The 13250-nt window shown below is 72.2% G+C and carries 12 protein-coding genes; 2 read left to right on the plus strand and 10 right to left on the minus strand.

The window, feature by feature from the left end; all coding sequences use genetic code 11:
* Positions 1-28: 28 nt before the first annotated feature.
* The 4 genes from mfd to J2W45_RS07345 form a co-directional block, all read right to left on the minus strand.
* A complete protein-coding gene (mfd, locus tag J2W45_RS07330; RefSeq protein WP_310130279.1) occupies positions 29-3649 on the minus strand; it encodes a transcription-repair coupling factor in 3621 nt (1206 codons plus the stop codon).
* Positions 3650-3707: 58 nt separating this feature from the next.
* A complete protein-coding gene (locus J2W45_RS07335) occupies positions 3708-4412 on the minus strand; it encodes an alpha/beta fold hydrolase (RefSeq protein WP_310130282.1) in 705 nt (234 codons plus the stop codon).
* 174 nt (positions 4413-4586) lie between these two features.
* Positions 4587-5201, minus strand: a complete 615-nt coding sequence (gene pth / locus J2W45_RS07340) for an aminoacyl-tRNA hydrolase (protein ID WP_310130285.1) — start codon at positions 5199-5201, stop codon at positions 4587-4589.
* A 9-nt stretch (positions 5202-5210) separates the two neighbouring features.
* Positions 5211-5828 (minus strand): 50S ribosomal protein L25/general stress protein Ctc, encoded by a 618-nt coding sequence (locus J2W45_RS07345; RefSeq protein WP_310130287.1) that lies wholly within the window; start codon positions 5826-5828, stop codon positions 5211-5213.
* Positions 5829-6057: 229 nt separating this feature from the next.
* Here J2W45_RS07345 and J2W45_RS07350 point away from each other — a divergent pair, with 229 nt between their 5' ends.
* Both J2W45_RS07350 and J2W45_RS07355 read left to right on the plus strand, forming a co-directional pair.
* On the plus strand, positions 6058-6531 hold the full coding sequence (locus J2W45_RS07350; protein WP_310130289.1) for an SRPBCC family protein: 474 nt from the start codon (positions 6058-6060) through the stop codon (positions 6529-6531).
* Positions 6524-7030: a MarR family winged helix-turn-helix transcriptional regulator gene (locus J2W45_RS07355; protein WP_310130292.1), complete on the plus strand. Its 507-nt coding sequence runs from the start codon at positions 6524-6526 to the stop codon at positions 7028-7030. The genes J2W45_RS07350 and J2W45_RS07355 overlap by 8 nt, the downstream gene beginning before the upstream one ends.
* Before the next feature lie 264 nt (positions 7031-7294).
* Here the strand turns inward: J2W45_RS07355 and J2W45_RS07360 are convergent, their stop codons facing one another.
* From J2W45_RS07360 to J2W45_RS07385, 6 genes are all read right to left on the minus strand, one after another.
* Entirely contained in the window at positions 7295-7798 is a 504-nt protein-coding gene (locus J2W45_RS07360) for a gluconokinase (RefSeq protein WP_310130296.1), read from the minus strand.
* A 69-nt stretch (positions 7799-7867) separates the two neighbouring features.
* Entirely contained in the window at positions 7868-9115 is a 1248-nt protein-coding gene (gene manD / locus J2W45_RS07365) for a D-mannonate dehydratase ManD (protein WP_310130299.1), read from the minus strand.
* Positions 9112-10407, minus strand: coding sequence for a mannitol dehydrogenase family protein (locus J2W45_RS07370; protein ID WP_310130303.1), 1296 nt, complete (start codon positions 10405-10407; stop codon positions 9112-9114). Before J2W45_RS07370 ends, manD begins: the two co-directional genes overlap by 4 nt.
* Positions 10404-11267 (minus strand): sugar phosphate isomerase/epimerase family protein, encoded by an 864-nt coding sequence (locus J2W45_RS07375; protein WP_310130306.1) that lies wholly within the window; start codon positions 11265-11267, stop codon positions 10404-10406. Before J2W45_RS07375 ends, J2W45_RS07370 begins: the two co-directional genes overlap by 4 nt.
* Positions 11264-12403, minus strand: coding sequence for a Gfo/Idh/MocA family protein (locus tag J2W45_RS07380; RefSeq protein ID WP_310130308.1), 1140 nt, complete (start codon positions 12401-12403; stop codon positions 11264-11266). The genes J2W45_RS07375 and J2W45_RS07380 overlap by 4 nt, the downstream gene beginning before the upstream one ends.
* Complete coding sequence (locus J2W45_RS07385; protein ID WP_310130312.1) at positions 12400-13242, minus strand: sugar phosphate isomerase/epimerase family protein; 843 nt, start codon at positions 13240-13242, stop codon at positions 12400-12402. Before J2W45_RS07385 ends, J2W45_RS07380 begins: the two co-directional genes overlap by 4 nt.
* Positions 13243-13250 lie beyond the last annotated feature (8 nt).

Consider the following 13250-nt stretch of genomic DNA (forward strand, 5'->3'; position numbering starts at 1 on the left):
CGGCCCGGCTGGGCGGACGCTCGTCCGCTCAGCCGGCGCGCTGCTCCGCGGCGGGCTCCTTCTCCGGGAACAGGGCGCCGAGCAGGTCCGCCACCCAGCCGATGAGGTCGGCGTCGTCCAGAGCCTCGCCGTTCACCCTCGGCAGCGGAACCGTCGCGACCTTCGGCGCCGCGTGGTACTTCGAGCCCGGGTACATGCGCTGGAGGCGCACCTGCAGGGAGTCCGGCAGCACGGCCGGCGCCAGGCGGAGGTTGGAGCCCATCGCAACGACCTCTCCGAGGCCCGCCTTCTGCGCCGCCCGGCGCAGCCGCGACACGGCGATCAGGTTGGTGACCGGCTCCGGCGGAGCGCCGTAGCGGTCGGTCAGCTCCTCGAGCACGAGGTCGATCTGGCCGTCCTTCGCGTTGGGCGAGCTCGCCGTCGACAGCTTCTGGTAGGCCTCCAGCCGCAGGCGCTCGCTGTCCACGTACTCCTCCGGGATGTGCGCATCCACCGGCAGCTCCAGGCGCAGCTCGGTCTGGCCCTCGGCGACCTCGCCGCGGAAGGTGGAGACGGCCTCGCCGATCATCCGCAGGTACAGGTCGAAGCCGACGCCGGCGATGTGGCCGGACTGCTCCCCGCCGAGCAGGTTGCCCGCGCCGCGGATCTCGAGGTCTTTGAGCGCGACCTGCATACCGCTGCCGAGGTCGTTGTTCGCCGCGATCGTGGACAGGCGGTCGTGCGCGGTCTCGCTCAGCGGCTTGTCCTCGTCCCAGAGGAAGTACGCGTACGCGCGCTCGCGGCCACGGCCGACGCGGCCGCGCAGCTGGTGCAGTTGGCTGAGGCCGTACTTGTCGGCGCGGTCGATGATGATCGTGTTCGCGTTCGAGATGTCGAGGCCGGTCTCGATGATCGTGGTCGAGACCAGCACGTCGAACCGCCGCTCCCAGAAGTCGACGACCACCTGCTCCAGGGCGTGCTCGTTCATCTTGCCGTGGGCGACCCCGATGCGGGCCTCGGGCACGAGCTCGGCCAGCTTCGCCGCCATGCTCGTGATCGAGCCGACGCGATTGTGCACGAAGAACACCTGGCCCTCGCGCAGCAGCTCGCGCCGGATCGCCGCGGCGACCTGCTTGTCGGAGTACGGCCCCACGAAGGTGAGGATCGGGTGCCGGTCCTCGGGCGGGGTGGCGAGCGTCGACATCTCCCTGATGCCGGTGACCGCCATCTCCAGCGTCCGCGGGATCGGCGTGGCGCTCATGGCGAGGATGTCGACGTTGGTCTTGAGCTTCTTCAGCGCCTCCTTGTGCTCGACGCCGAACCGCTGCTCCTCGTCGATGATCACAAGGCCGAGGTCTTTGAAGGTGATGCCGTCGGCGAGGATGCGGTGGGTGCCGATCACCACATCCACCGTGCCGTCCGCCAGGCCGCGCAGCGTCTCGCGCGCCTCCTTGTCGGTCTGGAACCGGCTGAGCTGGCGGAGGTGGATGGGGAACCCGGCGAAGCGCTCCTGGAACGTCTCGGCGTGCTGCTTCACCAGCAGCGTCGTGGGCACGAGCATGGCGACCTGCTTGCCGTCCTGCACGGCCTTGAACGCCGCACGGATGGCGATCTCGGTCTTGCCGAAGCCGACGTCGCCCGAGATCAGACGGTCCATCGGGATGGGCCGCTCCATGTCGGCCTTCACCTCGTCGATGGTCTGGAGCTGGTCGTGCGTCTCGGCGAAGGGGAAGGCCTCCTCCAGCTCGCGCTGCCACGGGGTGTCCGGACCGAACGCGTGGCCCTTGCTCGCCATGCGCGCCGAGTAGAGCTTGACGAGCTCCACGGCGATGTCGCGGACCGCGCGACGCGCTCGTCCCTTCGCCGCCGCCCAGTCGCTGCCGCCCATCTTGGACAGCTGCGGCGCCTCCCCGCCCACGTAGCGGGTGAGCAGGTCGAGCTGGTCGGTGGGCACGTAGAGCTTGTCGCCGGGGTAGCCGCGCTTCGAGGGCGCGTACTCCAGCACCAGGTACTCGCGCTTCGACTTGACCGCGTTGCGTCCGCCGCTCGACACCTCGCGCTGGGTGAGCTCGACGAACTTGCCGATGCCGTGCGTCTCGTGCACGACGTAGTCGCCGGGCTTCAGCTGCAGCGGGTCGACCACGTTCTTGCGCCGCGTAGCCAGCTTCTTCACCTGGCGCGAGTCGTAGCCGATGGTGCGGCCGTAGAACTCGGCCTCGCTGATCAGGGCGAGCTTGATGTCCGGCATCTCGAACCCGTGCTCGGCAGTCGCCTTGATCAGGTACGCGATGCCGGGCTCGGGATCGGCCGGGAACTCGTCCACCGGACGGGCCGGCAGCTCGGCCTCGGCGAGCACGTCGGCGGCCCTCTCCACCAGTCCGTTGCCGGCGGCGACGATCGCGACCTGCCAGCCGTCGCGGAGGCGTCCGCGCACGTGCTCGACCGCGCCGGAGACGTTCCCCTGGAAGCTCGGGACGGCCTCGGCCTGGATGCGCACCTGCAGGTGCTCCTCCAGCTCCAGCTCTTCGGGCAGCACGTCGTTGGCCTGGAAGCCGCTCATCGTCCACCAGGGATGGTCGGGACTGGGCGCTCCCGGGCGGCTGAACTTCACCGAGTCCCTCAGCTGCTGCAGCGTCATGAAGTCGCCGGCCGCGAGGTCGATCGGCGCGGCGGCCCCCACGGTGGCGGCGCTCCAGGCGGCCGACAGGAACTCGCGGTTGGTCTCGGCGAGGCTCACCGCGCGCGAGGCGACCCGCTCGGGCGACAGCACCGCGACAGCGGCACCCCCGGGCAGGTAGTGGGTCAGAGGCACCAGCCGGTCGACGAGCGCGGGAGCCAGCGACTCCATCCCCTCGACCGGGATGCCCTCGCCGATCTTGGCGAGCATGGCCGACAGGCTCGGGAACTCGTGCTCCATCTCGCGCGCCCGCTGCCGCACCGACTCGCTGAGCAGCAGCTCACGGCTCGGCGGCAGAGCGACCGACGAGATCGGGTCCGGAAGGGACCGCTGGTCGGCCACCGAGAAGGCGCGGATCTGATCCACCTCGTCGCCGAAGAAGTCGACGCGGAACGGGTGGTCGGCCGTCGGCGGGAAGACGTCGAGGATGCCGCCGCGCACGGCGAACTCGCCGCGCCGGGTCACCATGTCGACGCGCGCGTAGGCGAGGTCGACCAGCTGGGCGGACAGACCGCCGAGGTCGAAGCCGCGGCCGCCGGTGGCCAGCTCGACGGTCGAGTAGTCGGTGAGGTTGTCGGCGAGCGGCTGCAGCGCCGCACGCACGGAGGCCACGAGGATGAACGGCGTGCGCTGGTCGCCGTCCGCCCAGTCGGTCAGCTTCCGCAGGGCGAGCAGCCGCTTGCCGACGATCTCCGCGCTCGGGCTCAGGCGCTCATGCGGCAGGGTCTCCCACGCCGGGAACTCGACGATCTCGGCCTCCGGCAGCAGGCAGGGCAGCGCGCCGCGGATGGACTCGGACTCGCGTCCCGTCGCCGTGATGAGCAGCACCGCCTGGGAGGCGCCCTGCTCGGCGCGGTGGCGCAGCAGCCCGGCGAGGAGCGGAGCGCGCAGGCCGTCGGTCAGCGAGAAGTCGGCGTCGCGCGCCGCATGGGCGAGCGCGTCGCTGAACGAGGACTCGCGCGCAAGCGCGCCGACCAGACCCTGGAGTATCACTCGGTCGATTCTACGTGGGGCCGCCGACAGTTCCAGGGGCAGCGGACGTTCGGGAGGATCAGATCCAGCCGTCCAGCGCCCTCATGAAGCCGTCGTGGTCGTCGCGGTTGATCACGTGGCCGGAACCGGGCACGATCCGGACCTCGTAGCCCTCCCCGCGGAGGCGCTGCGCGAGCTCGGGCTTCACCAGCTGCGAGTTGTCGGCGAGCATCACGAGCGAGGGAACGGTCATCACCTCGGGAGCGCGCATCGCGGACGGGGTCACCACGACGGGCAGGACCGCGCGATCGAAGGCCCGGAAGGTCTCCACCTCGATGGCGACGTCGGCCGGATCCCAGCGGGGGTTGCGCTTGGCGATGCGGGCGGCGGACTGGCGTGCGAGGGTGCGGAGGAACGCGGGCGCGAGCAGCTGCTGGAACCGGTTCGTGGCCGGGCACGAGAAGGCCGGGTCGACGTAGATCACGCGCTCCGGGTCGAGGCGCTCGATCGCGAGGCTCACGGTGAGGCCACCGAGGGAGTGGCCCATGACGAGCTCGGGACGGTCCGGGACGGTGTCGACGATGTCCTGCGCCATCAGCTCGGCCGAGTACTCGTCGGTGCGGGGGCTGTGGCCGTGCCCGCGGAGGTCGACGGCGATCACGTGGTAGCCGCGATCTGCGAGCACCGGGCCGACGCGGCGCCAGTTGCGCGAGTCCGACATCACTCCGTGGACGAGGACGGCGTAGCGGTCACCGGTGCCCCACTCGCGCGAGAACAACTTCATGCCGGTCACGGTACGCGCGCCGCCTGGCGCGAGGCAGGGCGCCGCCTCCGCTCCCGCTGAGCGTTCGTCGTGAATCCCCGCCGCGCACGTCCCCTCCGGCGAGTACACGAAAAGTGCACGGGACACGCCGAGATCGCGTGCACTTTTCGTGTACTCGATGGCGGGGGATGCGCGTCAGCGGGCGTGGAAGCGGTTCTGCGCCGGGGTGAGTCCCTCGGCGGCGACCTGCTCGACCGCATCCGCCGCGTCTGCGACGAGGATGGGCAGGTTCTTGCGCTCGGTCGCGGAGAAGGCCTTGAGCACGTGGTCGGCGGCGCCCGCCGAACCCGGGGGACGGCCGACGCCGACGCGCACGCGCGTGAAGTCGCCCGTTCCGATCGCCGCGATCACGTCGCGGACGCCGTTGTGGCCTCCGTGGCCGCCTCCGTGCTTGAGGCGGACGGTGTCGAACGGGATGTCCAGCTCGTCGTGCACCACGATCAGGTGCGACGGGTCGAGCGAGTAGAAGCGCAGCAGCTGCGACACCGGCCCGCCGGACACGTTCATGTACGTGTTCGGCTTGGCGAGGACGAACCGCGGGCCGCCGGGGGTCAGCCGACCCTCGGCGACCGTCGCGTTCGTCTTGTGCGTCTTGAAGGTGAGACGGCCGCGCGAGGCGAGCTCGTCGAGCACCATCTGACCCACGTTGTGACGGGTGGCGGCGTAGCCGGGCCCGGGGTTACCGAGCCCGACCACGAGCCACGGCCCGTCCGACGGTCCCGGGGCGGGCGCCTGACGGGGTGATTCCATGAGAGGTGCTTACTCGGCGCTCTCGCCGGCCTCGGCCTCCGCGGCGGCCTCGGCCGCGGCGGTCTCCTCGTCCTCGGCACGGGCGGACGCCGGCACCGCGATGTTGACGATGAGGAGCTCCTCGTCCTCCGCCAGGGTCGAGCCCTGCGGGAGGGCGAAGTCCTTGGCCAGGTACTGGGTGCCCTCGGGAGCGTCGGTGACGTCGATGACGATGCGCTCCGGGATGTGGGTGGCCTCGGTCTCGAGGCGGATGGTGCTCACCTCGAGCATGGCGATAGTGCCGGAGTACGGCTCGCCCTCGATGTGCACGGGCACCTCGACGGTGACCTTCTCACCGCGGCGGATGAGGATGAGGTCGAGGTGCTCGATGATCTGCGACACCGGGTCCTTCTGCACGTCCTTGACCAGGGCGAGCTCGGCCTTGCCGGCGATGTCGAGGTCGAGGACCGCGTTCGCCTTGCGCAGCAGCAGGCCGACCTGGTGGGCCGGGACGGTGATGTGGACGGGGTCGGTGCCGTGACCGTAGATGACGGCGGGGATCTTGCCGGCCGCGCGGATCTTGCGCGCCGCGCCCTTGCCGAAGCTCTCGCGCAGCTCGGCTGCGACCTTGTTGGACTCGTCTGCCATGGTGTCTCCTCGCCGGACGGGGGTCCGGCTGTCGGGCGAGCCGAGAGGCCCGCAGTGTGGTTGTTGTTCGACTCGAACGCATCGAAGTGCGCGAGGAAAGACTGCGTAGCCTGCTCCACCGCGTCGATCACGGATGCTGTGGGCAGCATCCCTCGCCGAAGTTCAGTTGCCGAGTCTACCCGATGACGATACGATAAGCGCGCTTATTAGTTTCGGATCGGAGATCACCATGTGGACCACCCAGCACAGCGCCGGAACCGGCGCCCCCGCCTCCGTCGTCTGGTCGGCGTTGCGCGACCTGCACAGCGGCACCCCGCTCGGCCCGGCCAGCGACCGCTTCGAGCTGCACGGACCCTTCGCCGTCGGCACCACGGTCACGGTGACGCCGCAGGGCCAGGACTCGATGACGTCCGAGATCGTCGAGCTGGAGCCGGAGCGCGTCTACGCCGACCGCACCGCCTTCGGCGGGCTGACGCTCACGTTCCGGCACACGCTGGCCCCCCACTCCGACGGCGGCACGGACGTGACGCACACCCTGGAGATCGACGGCGAGGACGCGGACGCGGTCGGCCCGGAGCTGGGGCCGCAGATCGCCGGGGACTTCCCGGTCGCGATGGCGGAGCTGCTGCGGGCGGCGGAGGTGCGGGTCGCGGAGGCGCGGGCGGAGGCGGAGGCGGCCGAATCGCAGGCGGACCGTGGCTGAGGCGGGCGAAGTCGGCGCCGGCGGTAGCAGCGGCCGCGCACAGGCGGGCCTGGGGAGCCGGTTCCCGGTCGCGGCGCAGAGCCCGGGGCTGCTGCTGTGGCGGGTTACGAACCGCTGGCAGGCGAGGATGCGCGCGGCGCTCGCCCCGCACGAGCTGACGCACGTGCAGTACGTGCTGCTCGCATCCCTCACCTGGCTGGCCGACCGCGAGCCCGAGCGGCTCGTGACGCAGGTCGACCTGGCGGCGTTCGCGGACACCGACCCGATGATGACGTCCCAGGTGGTACGGGCACTGGAGCGCGGCGGCCTCGTGGAGCGGCTGCCGCATCCCACCGACGGCCGCGCCCGCGTACTGCGCCCCACCCGCGAGGGCGCTGCGGCGGCCCGCCGCGCGACGGCCGACGTGGAGGCCGCCGACGCCGCCTTCTTCGCCGCGGTGGATGCGCCGGCCTTCGCGACGCAGCTCGCCGCGCTCGCGGCTCCCCCGCCCGCCGGCTAGCCGCGCGCAACGGGGGGCGCAACACGCCGGTATCCGGCGCGCATAACGGCGTGTTGCGACCCCTCGACGGTTGGGGTGCGGGATGCCTACCGTCGGAGATTCGCGAGCGTATGTCGGACATTCAGGCGGATTCGAGCCCGATCTCCTTCGGGAAAGCCTTGCGTCGGAGATTTGAACGTTTCACACCTACGATCGTGAGCTGGCGCGGCCGCGCGGCCGGGGCACGCCCCGCCGGCCACGGCGGGCGCCCCGGAGTGCACGCCGTCAGGCGCGCGGCGGCAGCGCCGCGGCGACCGCGTCGGCCAGCGCCCGCGGCGGGCGGCCGACGTCGAGGCGGAGGCCCGCCTCGTCGGACTGCAGCGGCTCGAGGGTGGCCAGCTGCGAGTCGAGCAGGGAGACCGGCATGAAGTGCCCGGGCCGCTCGCTCATGCGGGCGGCGAGCAGCTCGCGCGTTCCGTCGAGCTCGGCGAACACCGCCGCGGGCGCCTCCGCCCGGATGAGGTCGCGGTAGGCGCGCTTCAGGGCGGAGCAGGCGACCACGACGCCGTCCGGACCGGTCGACGCGAGGGTGCGGCCGACCTCCTGCAGCCAGGGGATGCGGTCCTCGTCCGTGAGCGGCGTGCCGGAGGCCATCTTGGCGACGTTCGCCGGCGGGTGCAGGGCGTCGCCGTCGACGAACGGCACGCCGAGACGCTCCGCGAGCAGCTCTCCGACCGTGGTCTTGCCCGACCCGGACACGCCCATCACCACAACCTGGACCGGCTCCACCCGCGTTCCTCCCTGACTCTCCGACTCACGCAACCGCGACGACACCGACGACTCCCGCGACCCCGCCGCTCACCAGTCGTGCATCGAACCGTCCAGCAGACGGTTCACCGGCAAGTATGCCGCCTGATACGGGAAGGACTCGGCCAGCACCTCGTCGTAGTCGACGCCCAGGCCGGGCTCCTCGCCCGGGATCAGCAGCCCGTCGGCGAACGAGTAGCCGGGCCGGAACAGCTCGTCCGTCTCGGGGCTGTGCTTCATGTACTCCTGGATGCCGAAGTTCGGGATGGCGACCCCGAGGTGGATGGCCGCCGCCAGTCCCACGGGCGACACGTCGGTCGGGCCGTGCACGCCCGACTTGATCTGGTAGACGGCGGCGTAGTCGAAGATCCGCCGGAGGCCGGTGATGCCGCCGGCGTGCGTGACTGGCGAGCGCACGTAGTCGATCAGCTGCTCCTCGAACAGCTCCCGGTAGTCCCAGATCGTGTTGAACACCTCGCCGATCGCCAGCGGCGTCGTGGTGTGCTCGCGCACGCGGCGCAGCACGGCTTGGTTCTCGGCGGGGGTGACATCCTCCAGCCAGAACAGGTCGTACGGCTCCAGCGACTTGCCGAGCTTGGCGGCCTGGATGGGCGTGAGCCGGTGGTGCGCGTCGTGCAGCAGCGGCAGCTCGGGCCCGAACTCGTTCCGCACCGCCTCGAACACGCCCGGGATGTGGCGCAGGTAGGCGCGCGTGTCCCACTGCTCCTCGACCGGCACCGCACTGCGGCGGGCCGGCTCGTGGTCGTAGCGCGTCGTGGTGCCGCCGGCACCGGCCGTCGCGTTCGCCGAGGACGCGACGCCGTACACCGAGCCGAGCCCGGGCACGCCGGTCTGGATGCGGATGGCGCGGTAGCCCTGCTCCAGGTGCGCGCGCACCGAGTCGAACAGCTCGGGCAGCTCCGCCCCCGACGCGTGACCGTAGGTGAGGCATCCCCGCCGGCTGCGTCCGCCGAGCAGCTGGTAGAGCGGCAGGCCGGCGACCTTGGCCTTGATGTCCCACAGCGCCGTGTCCACCGCGGCGATCGACGCCATCGTCACCGGGCCGCGCCGCCAGTACGCGCCGCGGTACAGGTACTGCCAGGTGTCCTCGATCTGGTGCGCGTCCCGTCCGATCAGCAGCGGGACGACGTGCTCGCTGAGGTAGGCCGCCACGGCGAGCTCGCGCCCGTTCAGCGTGGCGTCGCCGAGGCCGGTCACGCCGTCCTCGGTCGTGATGCGGAGGGTGACGAAGTTGCGGCCGGGGCTGGTGATCAGGACGTCGGCGGCGGTGATTCTCATGCGTGTGCTCCTTGCAGGGATGCGATGCGGTCGGCGATCAGCGCGACCAGGTCGGTGCGTTCGGTGAGGTCGGGGGCGAGGGCGGCCACGACGAGCGCCGCGCGGTCGGAGGGGGTGCGGGCGTCCCGCAGCCGGGCGGGCAGGTCGCCGGCCCCGGCATCGCGCACAGACCCCGGCTCCGTCGTCGCGAGATGCAGCGCCCAGGCGCCCAGCACTCCGGCCTGAGCGCTGCCGGGCGGGCGGCCTTCGGCGAAGCGGGCGCGCAGCGGATCCAGGATGCGCGGACCGAGCTTCTGCGAGCCGTCGGTCGCGATCTGGGCGAGCCGGTGCTCGATGCGCGCGTTGGCGAAGCGGTCCCGCAGGGCGGCGAGCGCCTCCTCCACCGCGGCATCGTCGAACGGGAGGCCGACCCGCTGCTCCGCCCACAGCCGCTCCAGCTCGTCGCGCAGGGCCGGGTCGGCGACGGCCTCGGCGACCGTCGTCCGCCCGCGGAGGAGGCCGTGGTAGGCGAGCAGGGAGTGCCCGGCGTTGAGCAGCCACAGCTTGCGCCGCTCGAACGGCTCGATGTCGGCGACGAAGCGCGCTCCCCCGGCCTCCCAATCGGGACGCCCGGCGGGGAAGGTCCCAGCCAGCACCCACTCGGTGAACGGCTCGGTGATGACCGGCGCGGCGTCGTCCCACCCGGTGAGGCGGCGCACTTCGGCGCGGTCCACGTCCGTCGTGGCCGGGGTGATGCGGTCGACCATCGTCGAGACGAAGGCGACCTCCGTCCGGATCCACGTAGCCAGCGCAGCGTCGGGCGCGGCGAGCGCGAGCACGGCATCCCGGATCACGTCGCCGTTGCGCGGCAGGTTGTCGCAGCTGACCACCGCGATGCCGCCCGCGCCGGCCGCGTGCCTTGCGGCGAGACCGTCGAGCACTCGGGCGGCCGCCGAGGCGCCCGGGCGATACCCGGCCTCCGTCACGGTCAACGTGAGCACGCCGACCTGCGGGTCGGCGATGGTCGCCCGCCAGGCGGCGCGGCCGGCGCCGTCGTGCACCCGGCTCAGCGCCTCGATCGTGCGCGGGGCGTCGCCGTCGGCGCTGCGCTCGACCAGCGTGTAGAGCGCATCCTGGGCCGAGAGCACCCGGGCGGCCTCGGGGCTCCGGCCGGTGAAGGCGGCGATGCCCCAGTCTCCACCAGCGTCGTTCGCGAGTTGCGTGTACCAGGCCTGGTGCGCACGGTGGAACGCGCCGAGGCCCAGGTGCGCGACCCGGACCGGGTGACGCGCGGAGCGCCGGGGCGGCGTCACGCCGCGTCCGCGGTGCGCGTGCGGGCCTCGACGGCACGCAGGTAGGCGAGATCGTCCCGGGTGCGCTCCTCGAGGGGCACCTCCGTCGAGAAGTCCTCGCAGGTCACCCACCCGTCGTAGCCGAAGTCGTGCAGGGCGCGGAAGTACGCATCCACATCCCCCGCGCCGGTCCGGAGCGGCGCCCACTCGTGGTGCCAGCGGACGGTGCCGTCCTCCTCCGGCTCCCCCGCGACCCACGCCGCGTTCTTCACGTGAACGTGCGCGAGGTACGGTCCGAGCAGCTGGAGGCTCGCCAGCGTCTCCTCGCGGCCCTCGATGACGAGATTGCCGAGATCGTGGATGACGCCGACGTGCTCCGGGTCGAGCCCGTCGAGGAGGCGGAAGGCCGCCGAGGCGGACGGCGTGATCGTCTCGTGGTGCAGCTCCACCAACGCCTTCACGCCGTGATGCGCCGCGCGCGAGGCGGCCCACTCGACGTCGCGCCGCGCCGCGGCGAACAGCGTGCGGTAGTCGCCGGAGTCGGTGCGCGGCATGGTGACGCGCACCTGCCCGGCGCCGAGCCGCGCCGTCGCCGCGAGCATCCGCTCGACGTCGTCGTGCTGCTCGCAGCGGGCGTAGCCGCCGATGCCGGAGAAGGCGAGACCGGATTCGCGCGTGATGCGGGCGATCTCGTCGAGGTGGTCCTCCAGCCCGGTCAGCGGCCAGGTCGCGCGGTTGCCCGCCCAGAAGCCCGGCTCGGCCGTCTGCTGCTGGTCGGTGATGCGCCACTCGATGCCGTCCCAGCCCTGTGCGGCGAGGATGCGCGCGGCCTCCTCGGGCGTCCATTCGGGGGTGGATGCGGTGAAGACGGAGAACCTCATGCCGGCACCCCCGTCGTGACGGTGACGCCGTCCAGGTCGCCGGCGACCACCTCCTCGAAGCGGACCGGGCGGCCCAGCGTCGCGGACAGGTAGACGGAGCGGACGACGCAGAGTGAGACGAAGGCGTCCTCCACTCCGACGCCGGGCGCGCGGCGGTCGTCGATGGCGTCGACGATGTCCTCGTACTGCCGCAGGTGGCCGGTCACGAAGACGTCCGGGCCCCGGTCTCCCCCGCGCACCTCCGCGGCCGGCACCACATCGGAAGCGCGGTCTGCAGTGTCGCCGTCGGCGAAGAACGATTCGAGCTGGTCGTCGTGCACGACCGCCGAGCCGCGGTCGCCGTGCACCTGCAATCGCACCGCGAGGCCCGGGAAGGCCGCCGTCGTGGCATGCAGCACGGCGAGCGCGCCGGACTCGAAGCGGATGGTGGCGACGGCTATGTCCTCCACCTCGACGCGCTCGTGCGCCAGCAGGGCGGTGTGCGCCGTGATCTCGACCGGACGGCCGAGGAACCAGACGAGCAGGTCGACGGTGTGGACGCCCTGGTTCATCACCGCGCCCCCGCCGTCGAGGTCCCAGGTGCCCCGCCACTGCCCGGAGTCGTAGTACTCCTGGCTGCGCCACCACGCGACCGACGCGACCCCGCTGGTCACCCGGCCGAAGCGGCCGCTGTGGGCGGCCTCCGCGACCGCGCGCGAGGCGGGGTCGAAGCGGTGCTGGCTGATCACCGAGACGACCAGGCCGTCGCGCTCGGCGGCACGGGACAGCTCCAGGATCTCGCGGGCGCGCCCCATGTCGGTGTCGAGCGGCTTCTCGATCACCACGTGCTTTCCGGCGGCGATCGCCTCGCGCGCCACGTCCACGTGCAGGCCGCTCGGCGTGCAGATGACGACGACGTCGATCGGCGCGGCGCCGAGGGCCTCGGTCAGCGCGGCGGACTCGGCGGGCCGGGCGCCCGACTCGGCCTCGACGGTGTCCGCGAGCGTGTGCGCGGCCGCGGGGACCGCATCCACCAGCGCGGTGATCGTCAGCCGGGGATGCCGCAGGATGGCGCGCGCGTGGTTGAGGCCGATGATGCCGCAGCCGACGATGGCGACGTTCAGCGGCGAAGCGCCGGAGGTGATGGGGTCTGTCATGCGAGGGTCACTCCGATCCGGTCGGTGAGGAGGCGGAACGCGCGTCCGGCACGGCCGAAGGCCGCGGGGCCCGAGAAGCCGCCGAGCGCGCTCACGTCGGTGAGGTGGGGTTCGAGGGAGGCGAAGCCCGCGTAGCCGTCGTCGCGGAGCGCGGTGAGCGTCTCCAGCACCTGGCCGTCGCCCTCCCCCGCCGGGACGACCTCGCCGGTGTCGGCGAGCGCGTCCTTCACCTGCAGGTACTCCAGGTGCGGGCGCAGCAGGGCGTAGCCGTCGTCGAAGGGATGCGCGACGCCGACCTGCACGAAGTTGGCGCTGTCCCAGGCCAGGCGCAGCGCCGGCGAGCCGACCGTCTCGACGATGTCGAGGCAGCGCTCGGGGGTGTCGCCGTAGATGTCCTTCTCGTTCTCGTGCAGCAGGACCACGCCGGCGGCCTCGGCGCGGTCGGCGAGCGCGCGCATCCGCACCATCACGTCGTCGCGGATGCTCTCCACGGTCACGCCCTCGGCGCGGAAGAACGAAAACAGCCGGATGTAGCGCGTGCCGAGCCGGTCGGCGGCCGCGATCGCGCGGTCGAGCCGCTCGACCTCGTGCTCGACGGGCAGCGCCACATCCACCTTGCCGACGGGCGACGCGATGGCGGAGACGCCCATCCCCCGCTCCTCGAGCACGGCCGCCAGGCGGTTCAGCTGCTCGCCGTCGAGGTCGACGATGTTGACGCCCCAGGCGCTGCGCACCTCGATGCAGCTCGCACCGAGCGCCTGCAGCACCGCCACCTGGACGACGGGATCCTGGTCGATCTCGTCGCCGAACCCCGACAGGGTCCACGTCGCTGCGTTCATTCCTCCAC

It is taken from the genome of Leifsonia shinshuensis (assembly GCF_031456835.1).
Lineage (GTDB): Bacteria > Actinomycetota > Actinomycetes > Actinomycetales > Microbacteriaceae > Leifsonia > Leifsonia shinshuensis_C.

Bases quoted from the DNA above. Each gene is read 5' to 3' on its own strand.
- J2W45_RS07345 (WP_310130287.1), bottom strand. From the start codon at position 5,828: ATGGCAGACGAGTCCAACAAGGTCGCAGCCGAGCTGCGCGAGAGCTTC.
- pth (WP_310130285.1), bottom strand. From the start codon at position 5,201: ATGGAATCACCCCGTCAGGCGCCCGCCCCGGGACCGTCGGACGGGCCG.
- J2W45_RS07335 (WP_310130282.1), bottom strand. From the start codon at position 4,412: ATGAAGTTGTTCTCGCGCGAGTGGGGCACCGGTGACCGCTACGCCGTC.
- J2W45_RS07380 (WP_310130308.1), bottom strand. From the start codon at position 12,403: ATGACAGACCCCATCACCTCCGGCGCTTCGCCGCTGAACGTCGCCATC.
- manD (WP_310130299.1), bottom strand. From the start codon at position 9,115: ATGAGAATCACCGCCGCCGACGTCCTGATCACCAGCCCCGGCCGCAAC.
- J2W45_RS07350 (WP_310130289.1), top strand. From the start codon at position 6,058: ATGTGGACCACCCAGCACAGCGCCGGAACCGGCGCCCCCGCCTCCGTC.
- J2W45_RS07385 (WP_310130312.1), bottom strand. From the start codon at position 13,242: ATGAACGCAGCGACGTGGACCCTGTCGGGGTTCGGCGACGAGATCGAC.
- J2W45_RS07375 (WP_310130306.1), bottom strand. From the start codon at position 11,267: ATGAGGTTCTCCGTCTTCACCGCATCCACCCCCGAATGGACGCCCGAG.